18 protein-coding genes and 2 tRNA genes are annotated in these 16,774 nt (G+C 72.7%); 8 read left to right on the top strand and 12 right to left on the bottom strand.

Going from position 1 to position 16,774, the window contains the following annotated elements:
* Positions 1-115: 115 nt before the first annotated feature.
* The 5 genes from ACFPIJ_RS32625 to ACFPIJ_RS32605 all read right to left on the bottom strand — a co-directional run bounded on the left by ACFPIJ_RS32625 (position 116) and on the right by ACFPIJ_RS32605 (position 4,585).
* Positions 116-781, bottom strand: a complete 666-nt coding sequence (locus tag ACFPIJ_RS32625) for an ABC transporter ATP-binding protein (protein ID WP_380120714.1) — start codon at positions 779-781, stop codon at positions 116-118.
* Between the two features lie 85 nt (positions 782-866).
* A complete protein-coding gene (locus ACFPIJ_RS32620; RefSeq protein ID WP_380120712.1) occupies positions 867-1,367 on the bottom strand; it encodes a hypothetical protein in 501 nt (166 codons plus the stop codon).
* Between the two features lie 74 nt (positions 1,368-1,441).
* On the bottom strand, positions 1,442-2,626 hold the full coding sequence (locus ACFPIJ_RS32615; RefSeq protein WP_380120710.1) for an alpha/beta hydrolase family protein: 1,185 nt from the start codon (positions 2,624-2,626) through the stop codon (positions 1,442-1,444).
* 121 nt (positions 2,627-2,747) lie between these two features.
* Positions 2,748-3,443: a response regulator gene (locus ACFPIJ_RS32610; protein WP_380120708.1), complete on the bottom strand. Its 696-nt coding sequence runs from the start codon at positions 3,441-3,443 to the stop codon at positions 2,748-2,750.
* Entirely contained in the window at positions 3,440-4,585 is a 1,146-nt protein-coding gene (locus ACFPIJ_RS32605; protein ID WP_380120706.1) for a sensor histidine kinase, read from the bottom strand. The genes ACFPIJ_RS32610 and ACFPIJ_RS32605 overlap by 4 nt, the downstream gene beginning before the upstream one ends.
* A gap of 142 nt (positions 4,586-4,727) precedes the next feature.
* On the opposite strand from ACFPIJ_RS32605, the gene ACFPIJ_RS32600 reads away from it, so the two are divergent.
* The 3 genes from ACFPIJ_RS32600 to ACFPIJ_RS32590 are packed head-to-tail and all read left to right on the top strand — an operon-like array spanning position 4,728 to position 8,505.
* Positions 4,728-5,309: a PadR family transcriptional regulator gene (locus ACFPIJ_RS32600; RefSeq protein WP_380120704.1), complete on the top strand. Its 582-nt coding sequence runs from the start codon at positions 4,728-4,730 to the stop codon at positions 5,307-5,309.
* Entirely contained in the window at positions 5,306-6,031 is a 726-nt protein-coding gene (locus ACFPIJ_RS32595; protein ID WP_380120702.1) for an ABC transporter ATP-binding protein, read from the top strand. The genes ACFPIJ_RS32600 and ACFPIJ_RS32595 overlap by 4 nt, the downstream gene beginning before the upstream one ends.
* Positions 6,028-8,505 carry an FtsX-like permease family protein gene (locus ACFPIJ_RS32590; protein ID WP_380120700.1) on the top strand — a complete coding sequence of 826 codons (2,478 nt, stop codon included), beginning with the start codon at positions 6,028-6,030 and terminating at the stop codon, positions 8,503-8,505. The genes ACFPIJ_RS32595 and ACFPIJ_RS32590 overlap by 4 nt, the downstream gene beginning before the upstream one ends.
* 14 nt (positions 8,506-8,519) lie before the next feature.
* On the opposite strand, the gene ACFPIJ_RS32585 is transcribed toward ACFPIJ_RS32590, so the two are convergent.
* Positions 8,520-9,182: a response regulator gene (locus tag ACFPIJ_RS32585; protein ID WP_380120698.1), complete on the bottom strand. Its 663-nt coding sequence runs from the start codon at positions 9,180-9,182 to the stop codon at positions 8,520-8,522.
* Positions 9,179-10,672 (bottom strand): sensor histidine kinase, encoded by a 1,494-nt coding sequence (locus ACFPIJ_RS32580; protein ID WP_380120695.1) that lies wholly within the window; start codon positions 10,670-10,672, stop codon positions 9,179-9,181. The genes ACFPIJ_RS32585 and ACFPIJ_RS32580 overlap by 4 nt, the downstream gene beginning before the upstream one ends.
* A 110-nt stretch (positions 10,673-10,782) precedes the next feature.
* Here ACFPIJ_RS32580 and ACFPIJ_RS32575 point away from each other — a divergent pair, with 110 nt between their 5' ends.
* The gene (locus ACFPIJ_RS32575) at positions 10,783-11,259 is read left to right on the top strand and encodes a hypothetical protein (protein ID WP_380120693.1); all 477 of its coding nucleotides are present in this window, start codon (positions 10,783-10,785) and stop codon (positions 11,257-11,259) included.
* Positions 11,260-11,262: 3 nt separating this feature from the next.
* Here ACFPIJ_RS32575 and ACFPIJ_RS32570 read toward each other — a convergent pair whose 3' ends face one another.
* Together ACFPIJ_RS32570 and ACFPIJ_RS32565 are read right to left on the bottom strand one after the other, a co-directional pair.
* Entirely contained in the window at positions 11,263-12,021 is a 759-nt protein-coding gene (locus ACFPIJ_RS32570; RefSeq protein ID WP_380120691.1) for a DUF4253 domain-containing protein, read from the bottom strand.
* Between the two features lie 27 nt (positions 12,022-12,048).
* Entirely contained in the window at positions 12,049-12,417 is a 369-nt protein-coding gene (locus ACFPIJ_RS32565; RefSeq protein ID WP_380120690.1) for a hypothetical protein, read from the bottom strand.
* A gap of 51 nt (positions 12,418-12,468) precedes the next feature.
* On the opposite strand from ACFPIJ_RS32565, the gene ACFPIJ_RS32560 reads away from it, so the two are divergent.
* Complete coding sequence (locus ACFPIJ_RS32560) at positions 12,469-14,073, top strand: leucine-rich repeat domain-containing protein (protein ID WP_380120688.1); 1,605 nt, start codon at positions 12,469-12,471, stop codon at positions 14,071-14,073.
* Positions 14,074-14,077: 4 nt separating this feature from the next.
* Here ACFPIJ_RS32560 and ACFPIJ_RS32555 read toward each other — a convergent pair whose 3' ends face one another.
* The 3 genes from ACFPIJ_RS32555 to ACFPIJ_RS32545 all read right to left on the bottom strand — a co-directional run bounded on the left by ACFPIJ_RS32555 (position 14,078) and on the right by ACFPIJ_RS32545 (position 14,619).
* A complete protein-coding gene (locus ACFPIJ_RS32555; RefSeq protein ID WP_380120686.1) occupies positions 14,078-14,374 on the bottom strand; it encodes a hypothetical protein in 297 nt (98 codons plus the stop codon).
* Between the two features lie 86 nt (positions 14,375-14,460).
* Positions 14,461-14,533 (bottom strand) — tRNA-Thr (locus tag ACFPIJ_RS32550).
* A gap of 8 nt (positions 14,534-14,541) precedes the next feature.
* A tRNA-Glu gene (locus tag ACFPIJ_RS32545) sits at positions 14,542-14,619 on the bottom strand.
* Positions 14,620-14,851: 232 nt separating this feature from the next.
* On the opposite strand from ACFPIJ_RS32545, the gene ACFPIJ_RS32540 reads away from it, so the two are divergent.
* The 3 genes from ACFPIJ_RS32540 (at position 14,852) to ACFPIJ_RS32530 (ending at position 16,663) form a co-directional block, all read left to right on the top strand.
* A complete protein-coding gene (locus ACFPIJ_RS32540; RefSeq protein WP_380120684.1) occupies positions 14,852-15,580 on the top strand; it encodes a hypothetical protein in 729 nt (242 codons plus the stop codon).
* Positions 15,581-15,723: 143 nt separating this feature from the next.
* On the top strand, positions 15,724-16,302 hold the full coding sequence (locus ACFPIJ_RS32535) for a hypothetical protein (protein ID WP_380120681.1): 579 nt from the start codon (positions 15,724-15,726) through the stop codon (positions 16,300-16,302).
* 112 nt (positions 16,303-16,414) lie between these two features.
* Entirely contained in the window at positions 16,415-16,663 is a 249-nt protein-coding gene (locus ACFPIJ_RS32530; RefSeq protein ID WP_380120679.1) for a hypothetical protein, read from the top strand.
* The last annotated feature ends 111 nt before the right edge of the window (positions 16,664-16,774 follow it).

Genomic DNA, 16,774 nt, shown 5'->3' with positions numbered 1-16,774 from the left:
GCGGAGATCCGATAGGAGGGTCCAGTACGGTCATGGTGACCACGATCGCCGGGACGATACCGGTGCCGATTCCCCCAAAGGTGACCCGCCGGGCGCCCAATTCGAGGGGTACGTCTCAGGCCACGAGCCGGCCGTCGCGCATGACGACCCGGCGCTTGCAGGCAGCGGCGACAGCCGGCTCGTGCGTGATGATCACCATGGTCGTGCCGCTGTCGTTGAGCTCGCCCAGCAGCGCCATGATCTCGCCGCTGCGACTGGAGTCGAGATTGCCGGTCGGCTCGTCGGCGAACATGATCGCCGGCCGGCCGACCACGGCACGGGCGATCGCCACCCGCTGCCGCTCGCCGCCGGAGAGCTTCGTGACGCGGTGGCGGAGGCGATGCTCCAGCCCCACCCGCCGCAGCGCCTCCTCCGCCGCCGCCCGCCGCTGCCCGGCCGGCACGCCCCGGTAGAGCAGACCGGCGGCGACGTTGTCCAGCGCGTTGAGCGACTCGAGCAGGAAGAACTGCTGGAACACCACGCCGACCCGGTGCGCCCGGACCCCGGCGAGCTGCCGGTCCGTCAGGCCCCCCACCGACATGCCGTCGATGACCACCGACCCCTGCGTCGGCCGGTCGAGCGTCGCCATGAGGTGCAGCAGCGTCGACTTGCCGGAGCCGGACGCGCCGGAGATCGCGAGCATGTCACCGGCCTCGACCAGCAGATCCACGCCCCGCACCGACTCGACGGGCGGTTCGCCGGGATAGGTCTTGCGCACGTCGTGCAGCTCCAGGACGGCCATGACCCGACGATGCCTGGGCCCGGGACGCCGGCGCATCCCCCAAAGGTGAACGACGACCCGCCCCCATTCCGGGGAGCGGGTGCCCTCACTCGGCGAGCGGCTTCATGAGCGCGCCGCCGGGCGGCTGCTGAGAGTCGCAGGCGGCGTGTGCCTGGTGCACGTCGGCGTTGTTCTTCTCCAGCAGCGCGGCCGGCGGATCGTAGTAGCCGTCGCTGTCCGGGTCGGGCCACCCCGGTGCGCCGTGCGTCCGCATGCATTCCGCGAACTTCCGCGCCTGGGCCAGGTACGCGGGGTTCGCGTCGGGTTTCGGGGCCTGTTCGTTCTTGCCCCTGATGAACAGCCTGCGGCAGGCTTCGGGCGGATCCACGTCGGGCGCGGAGTCCGGGAATCCCCATCGGCCGTCGTCGAAGCGAACCGGGTCGGGATAGTCAGGGTAACCGTGCTCGCGCATGCACTTCGCCGCCTCGAGCATCGACGTGGCGCCGTTGCCGGTCGGGTCGGTGGGCGGATCGTCGCCACCGCACCCGGCCAGGGCGATCAGGGCGGTCAGGGTGGTCCCGGCGACGGCGAGCATTCGGAGGTTCATACCCTTGAAGGTCGCTCAGGTGCGGCACGACCACTTCCCCCAAAGGTAGCCGGGCCGACCCGACTTTGGGGGCCTCACGCGATGACCGTCACCTCCGGAAAGGCCGGGCTGGGACGGTCCAGCAGATGCCCCCGCCGCCGCAGATGCAGATCGAAGAACGCCATTGGGTACGCCTGCTGGATCCGCACCGCACGAACCGGATCGAGCGTACCGATCCAGGCCCGAAGCTCCTCGTCGCCCATGCCGACAAGCACGGCCAGCTGCGGCATCAGGGTCTGGTAGTCGCCGTATGAGGAGTGGACCGCGCCGATCGCCTGCAGGTTGCGCCGCCATCCACGCAGGTGCGACCAGAACTCGGCCACGCTGGGCTCGGCGGCCCGGGTGAACTCGGCGGTCATCAGCATGAAGGGGCGATCCAGGTCGGTGGTGATGGCCGGCTGCATCGGCCCGTCCAGGGCGAGCCCGGCCCTGACCCGCCGGTCGGCGTGCATGACCAGGGCGGTCGCGGTCGCGCCCTTCGACCAGCCGAACATGCCGATGCGACGCAGGTCGGGCGCACCGCGGAGACCGGCCGGCAGCGGCCGGTCTCCGGCGTCCGGATTGACCCCGGCGGCGAGGTCGGCGATCCGGTCGAGCACGAATCGGATGTCGTCGGCGAAGTCCGCCGGCCCCAGCCCGCGATCCGGGTCCGGGACGATGACGCGGCCGTCGGGGAACTCGCTGAACGCGTCGTCGGTGTGGTCGACGGTGACCACCACGTACCCGTGGCTGGCGAGCTCCTGCACGACGACGGTGTTCTCGGCCCGATGCCCGTGCGCGCCGTGCGAGAAGACGACCACCGGCAGCCGCCCGGCCCACCGCCGCACCGGGGCGCCAAGGTGCCCGGCCGTGAACGGCGCCGCCACGACGTCGGCGTCGAACCCGGTCGCGGCCAGCAACGTCCGCAGGACCGCGGGCGGCATCCAGGGTGCCGGCGGGTACCGGCCGACGTCCCGGGCGGGATACCAGACGCTGCTCATCAACTCGCGCGGCTGCCCGGGACGCGAACGGTCGACCAGGTGCAGCGGCACCGTGCCGACCGGGTGCGGGCCGGTGGGCCCGGGCAGCACGAGCCGCACCGGACCGGCGGCGACCGGAGCCGCCCACGAGCCGTCCGCGAACCCGATCGGCGCGGCGGCCGCAACGGCCAGCGCTGCCGTCATCGCCTGCCGGCGTGTCATCCGCACCCCGTCGACGTGTACCGCGGCTGATCCCACCATGTGCCCTCCCGTTGTGTAGGAACGTGCCCTCACAATGTCCGGTCGGCGGCGGTCACGTCGTCAGCCCGCGGGCTGCATCTGCGGGCGGCCGCCTCCTCCCGGGGGCGTAGTCCGGCAGGAGTCAGGGCACGAGCCCGAACTCGTAGGCGCGGATGACGAGCTGCACCCGGTCCCGGGTACCCAGCTTGGCCAGCAGCCGGGCTACGTGCGCCTTCGCCGTGGCGACGCTGATCGTGAGGTGCGCGGCGATCTCGTGGTTGGACAGGCCCCGGCCGACCAGTGTCAGCACCTCGGTCTCGCGGGGCGTGACGCTGTCCGGCAACCGGTGCCCACCTGCCGGGGACCGCGGCGGCGCGACCGGTTCGGCGAACACCGCGATCAGCCTGCGGGTGACGCTCGGGGCGATGAGGGCGTCCCCGGCGGCGACGACCCGGATCGCCCGCACGATGTCCTCCAGCGCCATGTCCTTGACGAGGAATCCGCTGGCCCCGGCGCGGAGCGCGGCGTAGACGTGCTCGTCCTCGTCGAACGTGGTGAGGATCAGCACCCGGGCGGTGCCCGGGTCGACCATGAGCTGCCGGGTCGCCTCGATCCCGTCCATGCCCGGCATCCGGATGTCCATCACGACCACGTCCGGGCGCACCGAGCGGACCAGCCGGACCGCCTCCTCACCGGTGCCGGCCTCGCCGACGAGGTCGATGCCGGGAGTGTCGGCGATGAGCACCCGCAGTCCAGCCCGGATCAACGGTTGATCGTCGACCAGGACCAGCCGGATCGTGGTGCCGGACGGCGGATCGTCGCTCCGGTCGGTGTTCATGCGGTTGCCGGCAGCGGCAGGCGGACCGCGACCCGGTACCCGCCCGCCGGTCGTGGCCCGGCGGCGAAGTCCCCTCGGAGCAAGGTCGCCCGCTCCCGCATGCCGAGCAGCCCGAACCCGTGGCCGGTCGGGGCCGTCGCTGCCGACCCGTGGTCCGTGACCTCGACGGTCAGGTCGTCGTCGCCGTGTCCGATCGTCACCTGGCAGGTGTCGGTGCCGGCATGCCGCACCACGTTGGTGACCGCCTCCTGGACGATCCGGAACGCGGCCAGGTCCAGGTCGGGCGGCAACGGCCGGCGTGATCCGCGCCAGAGCACGTCGACCCTGACCCCGGCGTCGGCGGTGGCCGCGACGAGCCGGTCGAGGTCCGCCAGGCCGGGCACCGGCTCCAGCGGTGGCGCGTACCGCCCGTCTGCGGTCTCGCTGCCACGCAGCGCACCGACCGCGCGGCGCAGCCCGGCGAGCGTCTCCCGGCTCGTTGTCTCGATGGTCCGCAACGCGTTGCGGGCCTCGACCGGTTGTGTCTCGATCACCCGGGCGCCCACACCCGCCTGGATCACGATGACGCCGATGCTGTGCGCGACCATGTCATGCAACTCCCGGGCGATGCGCAGCCGTTCGGCGGTGATCGCCTGCGACGCCTCCTGAGCCCGCATCGACTCGGCGAGTGCCCGGCGTTCCCGGTTCCGGTTGCCGATCAGCCACGCGGCGAGCATGGCCGTGACCACGGCCAGGATGAACGACGGTGCGCTCGCGATCCGGCCGACGGCGATGGCCGCGATCTCCGCGAGACACGCCACGACCGCCGCCACGATCGACACCCGCGGGCTGCGATGCGTTGCGATGTACCCGACGGTGAGGTCGATCGTGATGAACTGCAGGTACCGCACGTCGCGCAGGAAGCCGAACTCCCACGACCAGACGTAGGCGGCGACGATCAGGCAACCGGTCAGCATGAGCGCGAGCGCGATCACCGGCCGCCGGCTCAGCAGCACCAGCGGGATGACCACGACCAGCAGCGGCAGCACATACCGCAGCCCGGGCAGCCCGAAGCTGTCCGTGCCACCGTTCGCCGTAGCCGAGGCCACCACCAGCGGGTATGTGCACAGCAGGAGCCAGACGAGCGGCGTGCGCAGGTTCACCGACCCACCGTATTCGCCGAGCGCATCCGGGGCATCGACCGCCGGGCGTACGCCTGCGGGCCACTGCCCGTGCGGCAGCCGCTGGACGGGGCTCGACTATACCCAGTATGATACCGCGCATGATATCGAGTACGGTGCGACTGTGAGTATCCGGCACGCGCTGTTGGCGCTGCTCAGCGAGGGCCCGAAGTACGGGCTGCAACTGCGCGAGGAGTTCGAGGCGCGCACCGGCGAGGTATGGCCGCTCAACGTCGGGCAGGTCTACACGACCCTGCAGCGGCTCGAGCGTGACGGGCTCGTGGAATCCGATGACGATGCCGACCCCGGCCCGCAGAAGGGGTTCCGTATCACCGCCGACGGGGCCGACGAGCTGGCCAGCTGGTTGCGCACGCCGCCCGACCTCGCCGCCCCTCCGCGCGACGAGCTGGTCATCAAGATCCTCGTTGCGATCCGGCTCCCCGGAGTGGACGTGCATGAGGTCATCCAGGCGCACCGCCGCTACGTCGTGGAGCTCATGCAGCAGTGGACCCGGCTCAAGGACGAGGAGGGCGACCTCGATCTGAGCCTGGGGCTGGTGGTCGACGCCGAGCTGTACCGCCTCGATTCGGTCGTGCAATGGCTGGACACCGCCGATGGCCGGCTCAAGCGGGCCGCGCTCGAGCCGCCCGCTCCGACCCGGGCAACGGTGCCGCTGATCCGCCGCCGAGTGGGGGTCCGCCGATGAGCGGGGTGCTGCAACTGCGTGCGGTATCGAAGACCTACCACGACGGCGCTGACGAGGTGCACGCGCTGCGCGAGGTCGACCTGACGGTCGAGGCCGGCAAGATGGTCGCCGTCATGGGTCCCAGCGGCTCGGGTAAGAGCACGCTGCTCACCATCGCCGGCGCCCTGGAGCTGCCGACCTCCGGTGAGGTGCTGGTCGCGGGCCAGCCGTTGTCGGCGACGTCCCGCGACGACCGGGCCCGGCTGCGCCGGCGGGCCATCGGCTACGTGTTTCAGGACTTCAACCTGCTGCCCGGCCTCACCGCCGCCGAGAACGTGGCGCTGCCGCTCGAGCTCGACGGCACGAGGGCGGGCAAGGCCCGCGCCGCAGGCATTGCCGCCCTGGACCAGCTCGGCCTCGCCGACCGTGCCGAGCGCTTCCCCGACCAGCTCTCCGGCGGAGAACGGCAGCGGGTGGCGATCGCCCGCGCCGTCGTCGGTGACCGGCGACTCCTGCTGGCCGACGAGCCGACCGGCGCCCTCGACTCCCAGAACGGCGAGGCCGTCATGCGCATGATCCTGGCGGCCTGCAAGCGCGGCGTTGCCGCCGTCGTGGTCACCCACGACGCGCAACTCGCCTCCTGGGCCGACCGGGTGCTGTTCATCCGCGACGGGCGGGTCGTCGACCGCACCGCGCCGCGTCCCGGGCCCGACTCGCTGCTGGCCGAGGAGGCCACCCGATGAGCGTCACCATGCAGGACCGTCCGCTGGTCCTCGGCACCGGCAACGGCGGCATGGCGGCCCGCCGCGCCGTGGTGCGCTGGGCGTGGCGGCTGTTCCGCCGTGAGTGGCGCCAGCAGGCGATCGTGCTGACGCTGCTGCTGCTCGCCGTCGCCGCCACCACCGTCGGCCTCGCCATGGCCGGCAACGCCCCGTCCGAGGCGTCGACGTTCGGCACCGCCAATCACATCGTCTCCGTCAACGGCACCGGCCCGCGACTCGACGCCGACCTGGCCCAGCTGCGCAGCAACTACGGCACCATCGAGGTCATCGAGCACACCAAGAAGGTGCCGGTGCCGGGCAGTGCCGACGGCGTTGACCTACGCGCCCAGGACCCCAACGGGCCGTACGGCCGCTCGATGCTGCGCCTCAACCAGGGCCACTGGCCGCAGGGCCCCGATCAGATCGCGGTCACCAACCGCGTGCTGCGGCTGGCCGGCCTGCACGTGGGCGGCACCTGGACCGCTGCCGGACGCCCGTGGACCGTCGTCGGCGTGGTCGAGAACCCGCTCAACCTCGCCGAGCCGTTCGCCCTCGTAGCTCCCGACCAGCTCGGTAGTGCGGTCAGCCGCGTCGACGTGCTGCTGAAGGTGTCCCGAGCGGAGTACATCGCCAAACCCCGCCCCGACGGCCTCTCGACCCAGCTGCGCAACGAGGAGACGGACCCGGCCACCATCCTCGTCCTCGTGCTCGCCACGATCGGGCTGGTCTTCGTCGGCCTGCTGTCCGTCGCCGGATTCCACGTCATGGCTCAGCGGCGGCTGCGCGCGCTCGGCATGCTCGGCGCCATCGGCGCCGGTCACCGGCACATCCGCCTGGTCCTGCTGGCCAACGGCCTGGTCATTGGCGGCGCCGGCGCGCTCTCCGGCGCGCTCGTCGGCGTCGCCGGCTGGGTCGCGCTGAGCCCCTTCTTCGAACCACTGCTCGGCCACCGCATCGACCGGCTCGACCTGCCGTGGGCACCGCTCCTGCTCGCCGTGGCGCTCGCCACCCTGACCGCCGTCGTCGCCGCCTGGTGGCCGGCCCGAGCCGCCGCCCGCATTCCGGTCGTCGCTGCCATCTCCGCCCGTCCGGCCCCGCCGCGCCCGGCACACCGGTTCGCCGCCGTCGGAGCGGTGCTGCTCGCCGCCGGGCTGACCACGCTGTACCTGTCCGAGCAGACGAAGCAGTGGTACATCATCGGCGGCGTGCTGCTCACCGCGCTCGCGGTGCTGCTGCTCGCCCCGGTCGGCGTGGCCAGCATCGGCGCCGTCGCCCGGCATGCGCCCCTCGCGACCCGTCTCGCCATGCGTGACCTGGCCCGCTACCGCGCCCGCTCCGGCGCCGCCCTGGCCGCGATCGCCCTGGCCATCGGCATCGCCGCCATGGTCACCCTGGGCGCCGCCGTGACCGTGGCCAAGAACTCGGCACCCACCGGCGGCGCCATCCCGGCCGACCAGCTGATCGTATGGCTCTCCTCGGCTCGGATGAGCGGGCCGGTTCCGGTCGTCACCACCGCGCAGGTGGCCGACTTCCGCAAGCAGGCCGACATCATCGCCGCCGAGTTGCACGCCACGGTGCTGCCGCTGACCGGCCTTGTCGATCCGAACGGTCCGATCGAGCGCGACAGCGGCGGCCGCCCGCCGATGGTGCTGGGCATCCCGCGCGAGGCCGGCCCGGGCGAGCCCGGCGGCACGGTGTACAGCGACAGCGACTTCGTTCCGCTGTACTACGCCACCCCCGAACTGCTCACCCACTACGGCATCGACCCGGCGAGCGTCGGCGCCGACACCGATGTGCTCACGCCACGGGCGAACCTCAACGGATACAACGTCGTCCCCGGCCGCCGCGACCTGCGCTGGCAACCGGTCCTGCAGCACGTGCCCCTGCCCGACTACCAGTCGCTGCCGAACGTCCTCATCACCGCGCACGGCATGGCGAACCTCCACCTGACCGAAGTCCCAGTGGGCTTTCTCGTCGACGCGCCGGGCAAGCTCACCGCGGCGCAGATCGACCGGGCGCAGCAGGTCGCGGCCACCGCCGGCCTCTACGTCGAGTCCCGCCCGACCGGCGCCGACGAGACCCGCCTGGCCGCCTGGTTCACCGCAGCCGGCATCGCCGTCGCCCTCGGCGTGCTCGCGATGACGGTCGGCCTGATCCGCAGTGAGACGGCCCGCGACCTGCGCACCCTCACGGCGACCGGCGCACGCCGGCGCACCCGCCGCGCGTTGACCGCCGCGACCGCCGGCTCGCTCGCACTGACCGGCGCGATCATCGGCGTCGCCTGCACGTACCTCGCGGTGCTGGCCTGGTATCACAAGGAGCTGCACTGGCTGGCCCACCCGCCTTTGATCAATTTGGCGGCGATCCTCATCGGCCTGCCAATCGTCGCCTACCTCGGCGGGTGGCTGCTGACCGGGCGAGAACCGAGAGCGATCGCGCGCCAGCCACTCGAATGACGCAGTGGCCGCGGTCAGGGTTCCCGGTCGGTCTGCAGGGCCTCGCGCAGCGGCACCAGACCCTGCTGCAGGGCGAAGATCGCGGCTTGGGTGCGGTCCTGCAGGTCGAGCTTGGTGAGGATGCTCGACACGTACGACTTCACGGTCTGCTCGCTCAACGACAGCGCGCGGGCGATCTCCCGGTTGGACCGGCCGCGCGTCAGGGCCGCGAGGACGTCCCGCTCCCGGGTCGACAGCCGCGCGAGCGGGCCGGTGCCGCCGTCGCGGACGCTGCGCACCAGCAGCGCGGCCACCCCCGGGTCCAGGACACTGCCGCCGGTCGCCGCCGCCCGGACCGCCTCGACGACCCGGTCGACCGCGGCGGTCTTCGGCAGGTACGAGGTCGCCCCCGCCCGCACGGCGTCCATCACCAGATCGTCGGCCGGGAACGACGTCAGCACCACCACGGCGGGCCGCTCGTCGCGGTCCTGCAACGCGTGCAGCACGCCCATCCCGTCGACGCCGGGCATCACCATGTCCAGCAGGACGACGTCGGGCCGGACCGCGTCGATCTGCGCGAGGGCCGCGTCACCGTCGGCGCACTCGCCCACGACCACGCAGTCGGGCTCCTGCTCCAGCACGAACCGCAGCCCTTGGCGCACCACCTGATGGTCGTCGACGATCAGGATCCGGATCATCCGGCACCGCCCGGCAGGAGCACCGTCACCGTGGTGCCCGACCGCGGGGCGCTGACCACGTCGAGGGTGCCGCCCAGTTCGATTGCCCGTTCGCGCATCAGTCCCAGCCCCATCCCGTGGCGACGCCCGGCGGTCGCCGGGTCGAAGCCCTTGCCGTCGTCGTGGACGGTCACCGCCACCCCGCCGTCGGCCGCCGCGACGCGCAGCTCGACCGCGCCGGGATCGCCGTGCCGGGCGGCGTTGCCGAGCGCCTCCTGCACCATCCGCAACACCGCGTGCTCGACCGCCGGTGCCAGCGGCACCGGGTCGACGTGCATGGTGATGGCGATGCCGAGCCGGGCCTCGTACGCTCGGCACAGCTCGGTGAGCGCCTCGGCGAGGCCGGCGTCCTCCAGCGCGACGGGCCGCAGCTCCAGCAGCATCGCGCGCATCTCCCGCATGGTGCGCCCGAGCGACTCCTCCATGGCCTCGGCCTGCCGGCGCAGCTCGGTGTCCGCCGGGAGTGCCCGGCGAAGCCCGCCGGCGAGCAGGTTCGCCGAGAACAGGTCCTGGGAGATCGAGTCGTGCAGCTCCCGGGTGATCCGGGTCCGTTCGGCCCGCCGCGCCTCCGCGCCGGCCATCGTCCGCTCGACCTCGACGGCAGCGTCCAGACGCTGGGCGAGGGTGTTGAACGCCTCCTCCAGCCGGCCCAGTTCGTCGGTGCCGGCGACCGGGATCCGGGCCCGCAGGTCGCCGCCGGCCATCGCGGTGGCGCCCGCGGCGAGCCGCCGCACCCGCCGGATCACCCCGCCGGTGCTGAGCAGGCCGAACAACGCGCCGACCGGCAGGAGCAGCACCAGCACCGCCAGCCCCGGCACGACCAGGGAGGTGACCGCCCGGCTGATCCTGGTGGCGGCCAGGTCGCCGCCGCCGTCGGTGGACTGTGCCGGTGTCCGGACGTAGACCACGCCGATCACCGTGCGGCCCGATGCCGTGGTGAGCTCCACCGGCCGGGTGGCCCAGCCGACGGTGCGCCCCGAGACGTCGGTCGTGCCGCTGCCGGGCGCCGCGACCGCGTCGGTGGGCAGCGTCGAGCCGGCCGGGAAGTCGGCGGAGGTGCTCCGCACGACCCGCCCGTCGGTCGTGGCGACCACCTCGACCGCGTCGGCGGCGTCCGTGGGCTTGTCCTTCCGACCCCGGTAGTGCTCGGCGGCGGCGCCGCTCAACAGGTCCGGCGGCCCGGAGCTGCCGGGCGCCCTGGCGTCCAGGACGGTGACGGTGTCCCCGAGGGCGGTCGCGACGTCCAGCGCCGAGGCCTCGCTCTTGAGCCGCAGGTTCGCGCTGTCCGTCATGGCCTCGCGCTGCCTGGCCTGGCTGACGCTGTCGCTGGCGGCGCGGATCCGCGGGATCACCACCGCCAGCAGCACCGCCTCGACGACCAGCACCGCGGCCGCCGACACGAGCACGTAGGACACGGCCATGCGGCCGCGCAGGCCGAACCGGATGGACACCACCTCAGGTTACCCAGCGTGCGGGGGCGCCCCGGACCCCAGATCGGGGGGTCCACCGGTCCACCTTTGGGGGAAGTGGCGGCCGACCCGCAACCGCGACGGTGGGTGGCATGAAGAAAGTCCGACCGATGGCGGTGGTGGCGCTGCTCGTCCTGACCGGGTGCGGCGGCGGCCGGCCCACCGCCCATCCGTCCGGCGGGGTCGACCACGCCAAGCTCCTCGAGGCCGTGCACTGCATGCGCGACAACGGCTTCCCCGACTATCCCGACCCGGTCGAGGCCGAGGGCACGTGGGTGATCCCGCCCCCGGCGGGCGACCTGCCCGCGCCACCGGCGTGCGCGGAGTTGTTCCGGGGCGCGAAAGGCCCCGCGCCGCGCCGGGAGCGCACCGCGGAGGAGATCGCCAAGCTGCGGAAGTGGGGTGCCTGCATCCAGACCCACGGCATACCCGAACTGCCCGACCCGGACAGCAACGGCGACTTCCACCCGCCGCCGGAGCTGGTGCCGATCACCGCCCACCCGAAGTGGCAGGAGGCGCGCACGGCGTGCCAGGCACTCGAGCCGAGCGGCCTGAACTTCGACAAATAGCGGTCAGTCCCACCAGAAATGCCAGGCGGGCAGGCCGACAAGGCCCGCGGCGTAGGCGTCGAGGGGCAGGTCGTTGAGGGTGTCGGGACAGAACGCGACGTGTTCCGCCCCGATCCGCAGCGCCTCGTCGATCGTGGCCGGCGGGGCGGCGACGCTCAGGAACAGTTCGGCGTAGCCGAGCCCGACGACACGGGCGCCGAAGCGGTCCTCCCAGCTGCGCAGCACGGCGGAGATCTCGGCGGTGTCGCCGGTGTGGTTGGCCGGGCCGTCCCAGCCGGCGACGGTCGGAGCGTCCGCGCCCCGGCCGGCGGCGACCAGGCCGAGCCGCCACTGGCGCCGGGAGGCGAGCAGCGCCGCCGCTTCCCGGTCGGCGGTCGCGTCGGCCGCGGTCTCATCGGGGCCGGCGGCGGGTGCCAGGCCGGGCCAGGCGTCGCCGCCGGTCTCGGACTCGGCCCACCACGACGACAGCAGGTCGGCGGGGTCGTGCGAAGCCGGGTCGGACATGTCGTCGGGGACCAGCTCACCCTCGACCCACGGCCGGGCCGCGTCACCTTCGAGCGGCGTCAGCAGCAGCGGCCACAGGCCGGAGGTGGGGTGCGCGGCCCGCAGTTCCTCCCACAGACCGGGTGGCGGCGCCGTCTTGCTCAGCCAGAGCACCGCGGGCTCGTCGTCGTCGAGGTCGGGACGGATGTGCTTCCCGGCGGGCAGCGGCACCGTGAGGGCCTTGACCCGGGCGGGCAGCGTCATACGCTTGGCGGACACCATCACGACCGTAGTCGATCGGCGCGGTCAACGACACTTTGCACCGGCGATACCCTGCGCGAGTTCCTTGTCCGCCTGGCCGAGCACCCGGATCCCGTTGACGCCGCCGGTGTACGCCACCTCGGCCGCCAGGTCGCACAGCTGGCGGGCGGTGCCGGCGTCACCGTCGGACAGCGTGGTGGTGATGACGACGGTCGTGCACTGGCCCTCGACCCGCACCCCCTGCACGCCGGGCCGGGCGAGGCGCTCCTGCACCTTGGCGACCGCGCCACCGCAGTCGCCGGCGGTCGCGGCGCCGGACGTCGGCGTCGGTGCAGGAGTCGTCGGGGAGTCGCTGCACGCCGCGAGCGCCAGCAGCGTCGCGGCGGCGATGAGGACCAACCGTCCTGAGCTCATCCGCTTGACGGTAGTCGTACACCAGGATCCTCGCCTACTACGATCGCCTGGGTGATCCCGGAGCTGCTGCCGTTCGCCGAAGCCGACGCCCGCCTCGACGGCGGCCTGTCCGCCTGTTTCCAGGGCTACTACGAGACGGTGCTGTTGTTCGCCGGTGACGTGGCGTTCGACGGTGACCTCCTGCCCGCCGTCGCGGCGGTCGCGCCCGGCCCGTTCGACCTCGTCGCGTTCGCCGGGGACCTCACCGTCGGCGGGGCGGTCGCCGCCTACGAGGCGACGCCCGGCGTCTACGTCGGCGGGTTCACCCGGGCGGAGACCCTCGAGGGTGGTGACGCCGAGGTGTACCTGGGTGACGGCGCGTTCACCTACTTCGTCTACGGGCACTACAACGACGGCATCCTGGAGACCGGCCGGGTCGACACGCCGTGGGTCGTGAACTTCGACCACGACCTGCGGGTCACCGCGCCGGGCGCGACCCGCGTCGACAACTTCGGCGTCGACGGCGACTTCCACCGCGGCACCATCACCGGGTCGTTCGTGCCCGAGGTGCTCGACGCGAAGCGCGGCAACCTGGACCTGGACGCGTTCCTGGAACGGCTGCGGGCCGGGCTGCCGGTCCTGCTGGCCGGTGCGCTGACCGCCCGGCAGCAGGCCCTGGCCGACGTCGCCGCCGCCCACGACGCCCACGCGACCGACCTCGACCTCACCGGCCGGGACCTGGACGGGTTCCCGGAGCAGATCCTCACCATGCCGTGGCTGCGGACCCTCGTCCTGGACCAGACCGCGCTCGGTGAGCTGCCGGACGGCATCGCCGCGCTCACCGCCCTGGAGACGCTGTCGGTGCGCTCGTGCCGGCTGACGTCGCTGCCGGCCGCCGTCGCCGCGCTGCCCGCCCTGCGCGTGCTCCGCGTCGCCGGCAACCCGCTGCCGGCCCTGCCGGCGGGTCTCGGCAGCCTGGTCGAGCTCGACGTGTCCGGCATGGCCCGCCCGTCCGCGACGGGGGATCTGCCGGTGTTCGAGCTGCCGGCGGACCTGACCGGGCTGCGGCGGCTGGTCGCCGACGGCACCGACGTCGCCGGCATCCCCGCCGGCGTGCGGGAGTTGTCGTTGCGGGGCTCGACGTGGCAGCACCTGCGCCGGGTCCCGCCCGGCCTCACCGGGCTGCGGCACCTGCGCCGCCTGGACCTGTCCGGCAACGCCTTCGACGCGCTCCCCGCGGACCTGCCGGACGTCGAGGAGCTGGACCTCGCCAACGCGCTCGGGCTGCTGCGGACCCCGCTGCCCGGCTTCGCCGGGCTGCCCCGGCTGCGGGTGCTGCGGCTGTCCGGCGGCACCGACCACAGCGCACTGCCGGTGCCGCCGCACTCGCTGCTGCGGCCGGTGTTCGCCGCGCCGGTCGCCACCCTGGTGGAACTGTCCGTGGACCGGTGGGGGCCGAGCGACAAGGGCGGCCGCGGCCCGCTCACCGCCGGGGACCTCGCGGGCATCGGCGGGTTCCGGGCGCTGCGGGTCCTCGACCTGTCGTTCAACGAGCTGCGGTCCCTGCCCGACGACCTGTTCACGCTCCCGCTGGACCGGCTCGACCTGCGGTACAACCGCCTCGACGCGGCCTCCCGCGCCCGCGTCCGGGAGGTGTTCCCGCAGGCCGAGCTGTGAACCGTCAGGCGAGCCTGCGCACGACCCACCACACCGCGACGGCCAGCACCGCCGCGGACAGTCCGACGTAGATGCCCGACTCGATCAGCTGGAAGGTCCAGAACCGTCCCACCGGGTGGTAGGTGTCGATGACCTGGTAGCCGCCCTGCTGCGCCACGCAGACCCGCGTCTGCTGCTGGTCGACGATGCCGCGGCACACGTCCGGGATCGAGATGCGGTGGACCAGCGTGCCGGTCTTGTCGATGACGTTGTGCGTGACCTGCCAGTCGCCCATACCGGCCCGGGGATTGTCGTCGCTCATGGGGTAGGACACGGTGAACGGGCTCGAACCGGCGGTCTCCACCGTGGCGGGGTAGTGCTCTTCCTGCTGAGCTACAACCGCATGCGAGCCGCCAGCCAGACTCGAACTGGCCGCCTCTGTCGTACCGGGTCAGCGCTCTTCCTGATGAGAGACGACGGCGTGGTGTGTGGTCGGCCGTACGGGATTTGAACCCGTGATCTTCTGGGTGAGCGCCAGACGAGCTTTCCGGGCAGCTCCAACGGCCGTCCGGTGCACGCCTTGGTGTCGCGGACCGTGACGTCGGGCGCTTTGCGTACCCCGGGCGGGAGTCGAACCCGCACCATCTCGCGGTTTAACAGGTCGTCGCTGTATAAGCTGGGCGGCCACGACGCGGACGGGAGGCCGACGTGACGGAGCGACCGGTCTGGGGTGCCCTGCGGAGCATTGCCAGCCACGACGGGGACCTGTCGCGGCAGGACGAGGAGGACGAGTGACGCCATGCCCTGGCCCGAGGAGCCCCGCGACCCCGCGTTGCACCTGCTGGTCTGGCGCGACTTCCAGCGCCAGCCCGACGGCTCCGCCGTCATGGCCGCGGTCACGCTGACCGACGCCGGCAGGACGCTCACCGAGGCGGTGGCCAGGGCGCGCCCGGTCGACAGCTTTGTCAATTCCGCGGCGGACCCGCTCGCCGACCTGCCGTCCGACACGCTGTCCCTCTCACGGGGCCAGGCAACGGCCATCGCGACCATGTTCCGCGACTTCGCGCAGCGGGTGCTGCCCGGCACCGCGGTCGGGCCGCTGCGCACGGACGACGCCTTGAGCGCCATCGCCGAGGAATGCGCCTCGAGGATGCGCCAGCACACCATGCAGTTCCAGTTCACCGCCCCCCACGTCGCCGCTGACCCACCACGGCATTTCCTTACCAAGGCGCGGTATATCCCGTCCGGCGGCGGCCGGCATGAGGCGCTCCCGCTGGAGCTCGACGCCCCCGTGGCGGAGTGGCGCGCCGAGATCGCCGCAGGCCGCGGCCACGAACCCAACGTGACGTACTTCTACCCCAACATCATCTCGCTGTCGCTCGCCCGCGTGCAGGTGATCGCCGAGCTGTTGCACGAGTACGCGGCCCGCATGCGCCCGGGTCGCGAGGTAGGGCCGGTCCAGTCGAGCGGCGAGCTGAGCCGGCTGCTCGACGAGCTCGCCACCGACCTGCGTACCCGCGATGCGTGACCCGCGCAGGGCGTGCCGAGCTGACCGCGAATCGGTCGGATCGCATCCGATCGATCGTGGCCGCTACCTGTTGAGCTGGGCGAAGCATGAGACCTGTTCAGGGCATGAGCGGCGACCGCTAGGTTGAGGTCTCGGGGGGATACGTGAACGACAGCGATGAGTGCCGGTTTGTGCAGCGCAATGCCGATCGACGGGAGATCTTCGCGATAGTGACCGGTGGGCCGGCATCCGGCGGGCACGGGCCGCTGCCGTTGGAACGCGTCACCAGACAGCGCTTCGTCAAGGTGCGCCCCGGATGGCTCGACCTGCGCAGCGATCCAGCGTTGGCCGCCGACCTGGCGGCGCGGGCGGGGGAGTTCCACGACCTTGACGACTTCTACGCGTTCTACGAGTACCCGCGGGAGGTGCTCGACTGGGTGGCGCGCGTCCCGCGGCAGGAGCGCGACGGGTCGGGCCGCTACGAGCGACGGGGGTACCTCTCGGAGGAGGCGGCCTCGACGCTCGGGATCGACCTCGCCGTGCTCCATGCCTCGGCATGGAAGGAGGCCGTGGACCCGAGCCGCCTGGACCCTGCCGGCGACCCGGTGTACTACGCCAACTTCGCCGTCGACGAGAACTGGGCGGTCACTGCGGAGAGCGGGCCGACGTGGATCGATGTGTCGTCGTACCGGTTCAAGGCGTGGCTATCGTTCCTGCCCGGGCCTGGCGACCGCCGGCCGTAGGCGGGTGCTGGATCCCCAGGCGGGATCGGCGGCCAGGGCGCCGACATCATCATCAACAACATCGCCGGTGGCGTCACCGTCATGCAGGCCAAGCACTTCCCGCCCCCGGGACATGCCGTCGACCGGCCGTTTCCTCGACGCCATCGCCGCCGACGACTCGCAGCTGCATGACTGGGACCGTCAGGCGATCCGCGACGGGATGCGGGTGCTGCTGCAGCTCGGGCAGTCGGCGACGCTCGCCTACGACGCGCAGCACGGCCTAACCGACGAGGAAGTGCTTGAGCAGGCGAGGGCAAACCAGCAGGGCGACGAAGGGTCGGCGCGGCGTACAGCGCAATCCGCCGCGGGTGGCGAACCGTGACCGCGCCTGGGCTGGATCCCCTGACAAGGACGGCGAGCTCAACCAGACGATCCCGACCCACGACCCCCGGTTCGACGTCGGCTTGTCGTAGTCGGCCGGCGCAGCGCCTGT

This window comes from Dactylosporangium cerinum (genome assembly GCF_042653625.1).
GTDB lineage: Bacteria > Actinomycetota > Actinomycetes > Mycobacteriales > Micromonosporaceae > Dactylosporangium > Dactylosporangium cerinum.
The sequence above is the reverse complement of the archived record's forward strand: the minus strand, read 5'-3'. Positions and strand labels throughout refer to the sequence as shown.

Coding starts and splice junctions, on each gene's coding strand:
- ACFPIJ_RS32625 (WP_380120714.1), bottom strand. CDS start 781: ATGGCCGTCCTGGAGCTGCACGACGTGCGCAAGACCTATCCCGGCGAA.
- ACFPIJ_RS32620 (WP_380120712.1), bottom strand. CDS start 1,367: ATGAACCTCCGAATGCTCGCCGTCGCCGGGACCACCCTGACCGCCCTG.
- ACFPIJ_RS32615 (WP_380120710.1), bottom strand. CDS start 2,626: ATGGTGGGATCAGCCGCGGTACACGTCGACGGGGTGCGGATGACACGC.
- ACFPIJ_RS32610 (WP_380120708.1), bottom strand. CDS start 3,443: ATGAACACCGACCGGAGCGACGATCCGCCGTCCGGCACCACGATCCGG.
- ACFPIJ_RS32595 (WP_380120702.1), top strand. CDS start 5,306: ATGAGCGGGGTGCTGCAACTGCGTGCGGTATCGAAGACCTACCACGAC.
- ACFPIJ_RS32590 (WP_380120700.1), top strand. CDS start 6,028: ATGAGCGTCACCATGCAGGACCGTCCGCTGGTCCTCGGCACCGGCAAC.
- ACFPIJ_RS32585 (WP_380120698.1), bottom strand. CDS start 9,182: ATGATCCGGATCCTGATCGTCGACGACCATCAGGTGGTGCGCCAAGGG.
- ACFPIJ_RS32575 (WP_380120693.1), top strand. CDS start 10,783: ATGAAGAAAGTCCGACCGATGGCGGTGGTGGCGCTGCTCGTCCTGACC.
- ACFPIJ_RS32565 (WP_380120690.1), bottom strand. CDS start 12,417: ATGAGCTCAGGACGGTTGGTCCTCATCGCCGCCGCGACGCTGCTGGCG.
- ACFPIJ_RS32555 (WP_380120686.1), bottom strand. CDS start 14,374: ATGAGCGACGACAATCCCCGGGCCGGTATGGGCGACTGGCAGGTCACG.
- ACFPIJ_RS32540 (WP_380120684.1), top strand. CDS start 14,852: ATGCCCTGGCCCGAGGAGCCCCGCGACCCCGCGTTGCACCTGCTGGTC.
- ACFPIJ_RS32530 (WP_380120679.1), top strand. CDS start 16,415: ATGCCGTCGACCGGCCGTTTCCTCGACGCCATCGCCGCCGACGACTCG.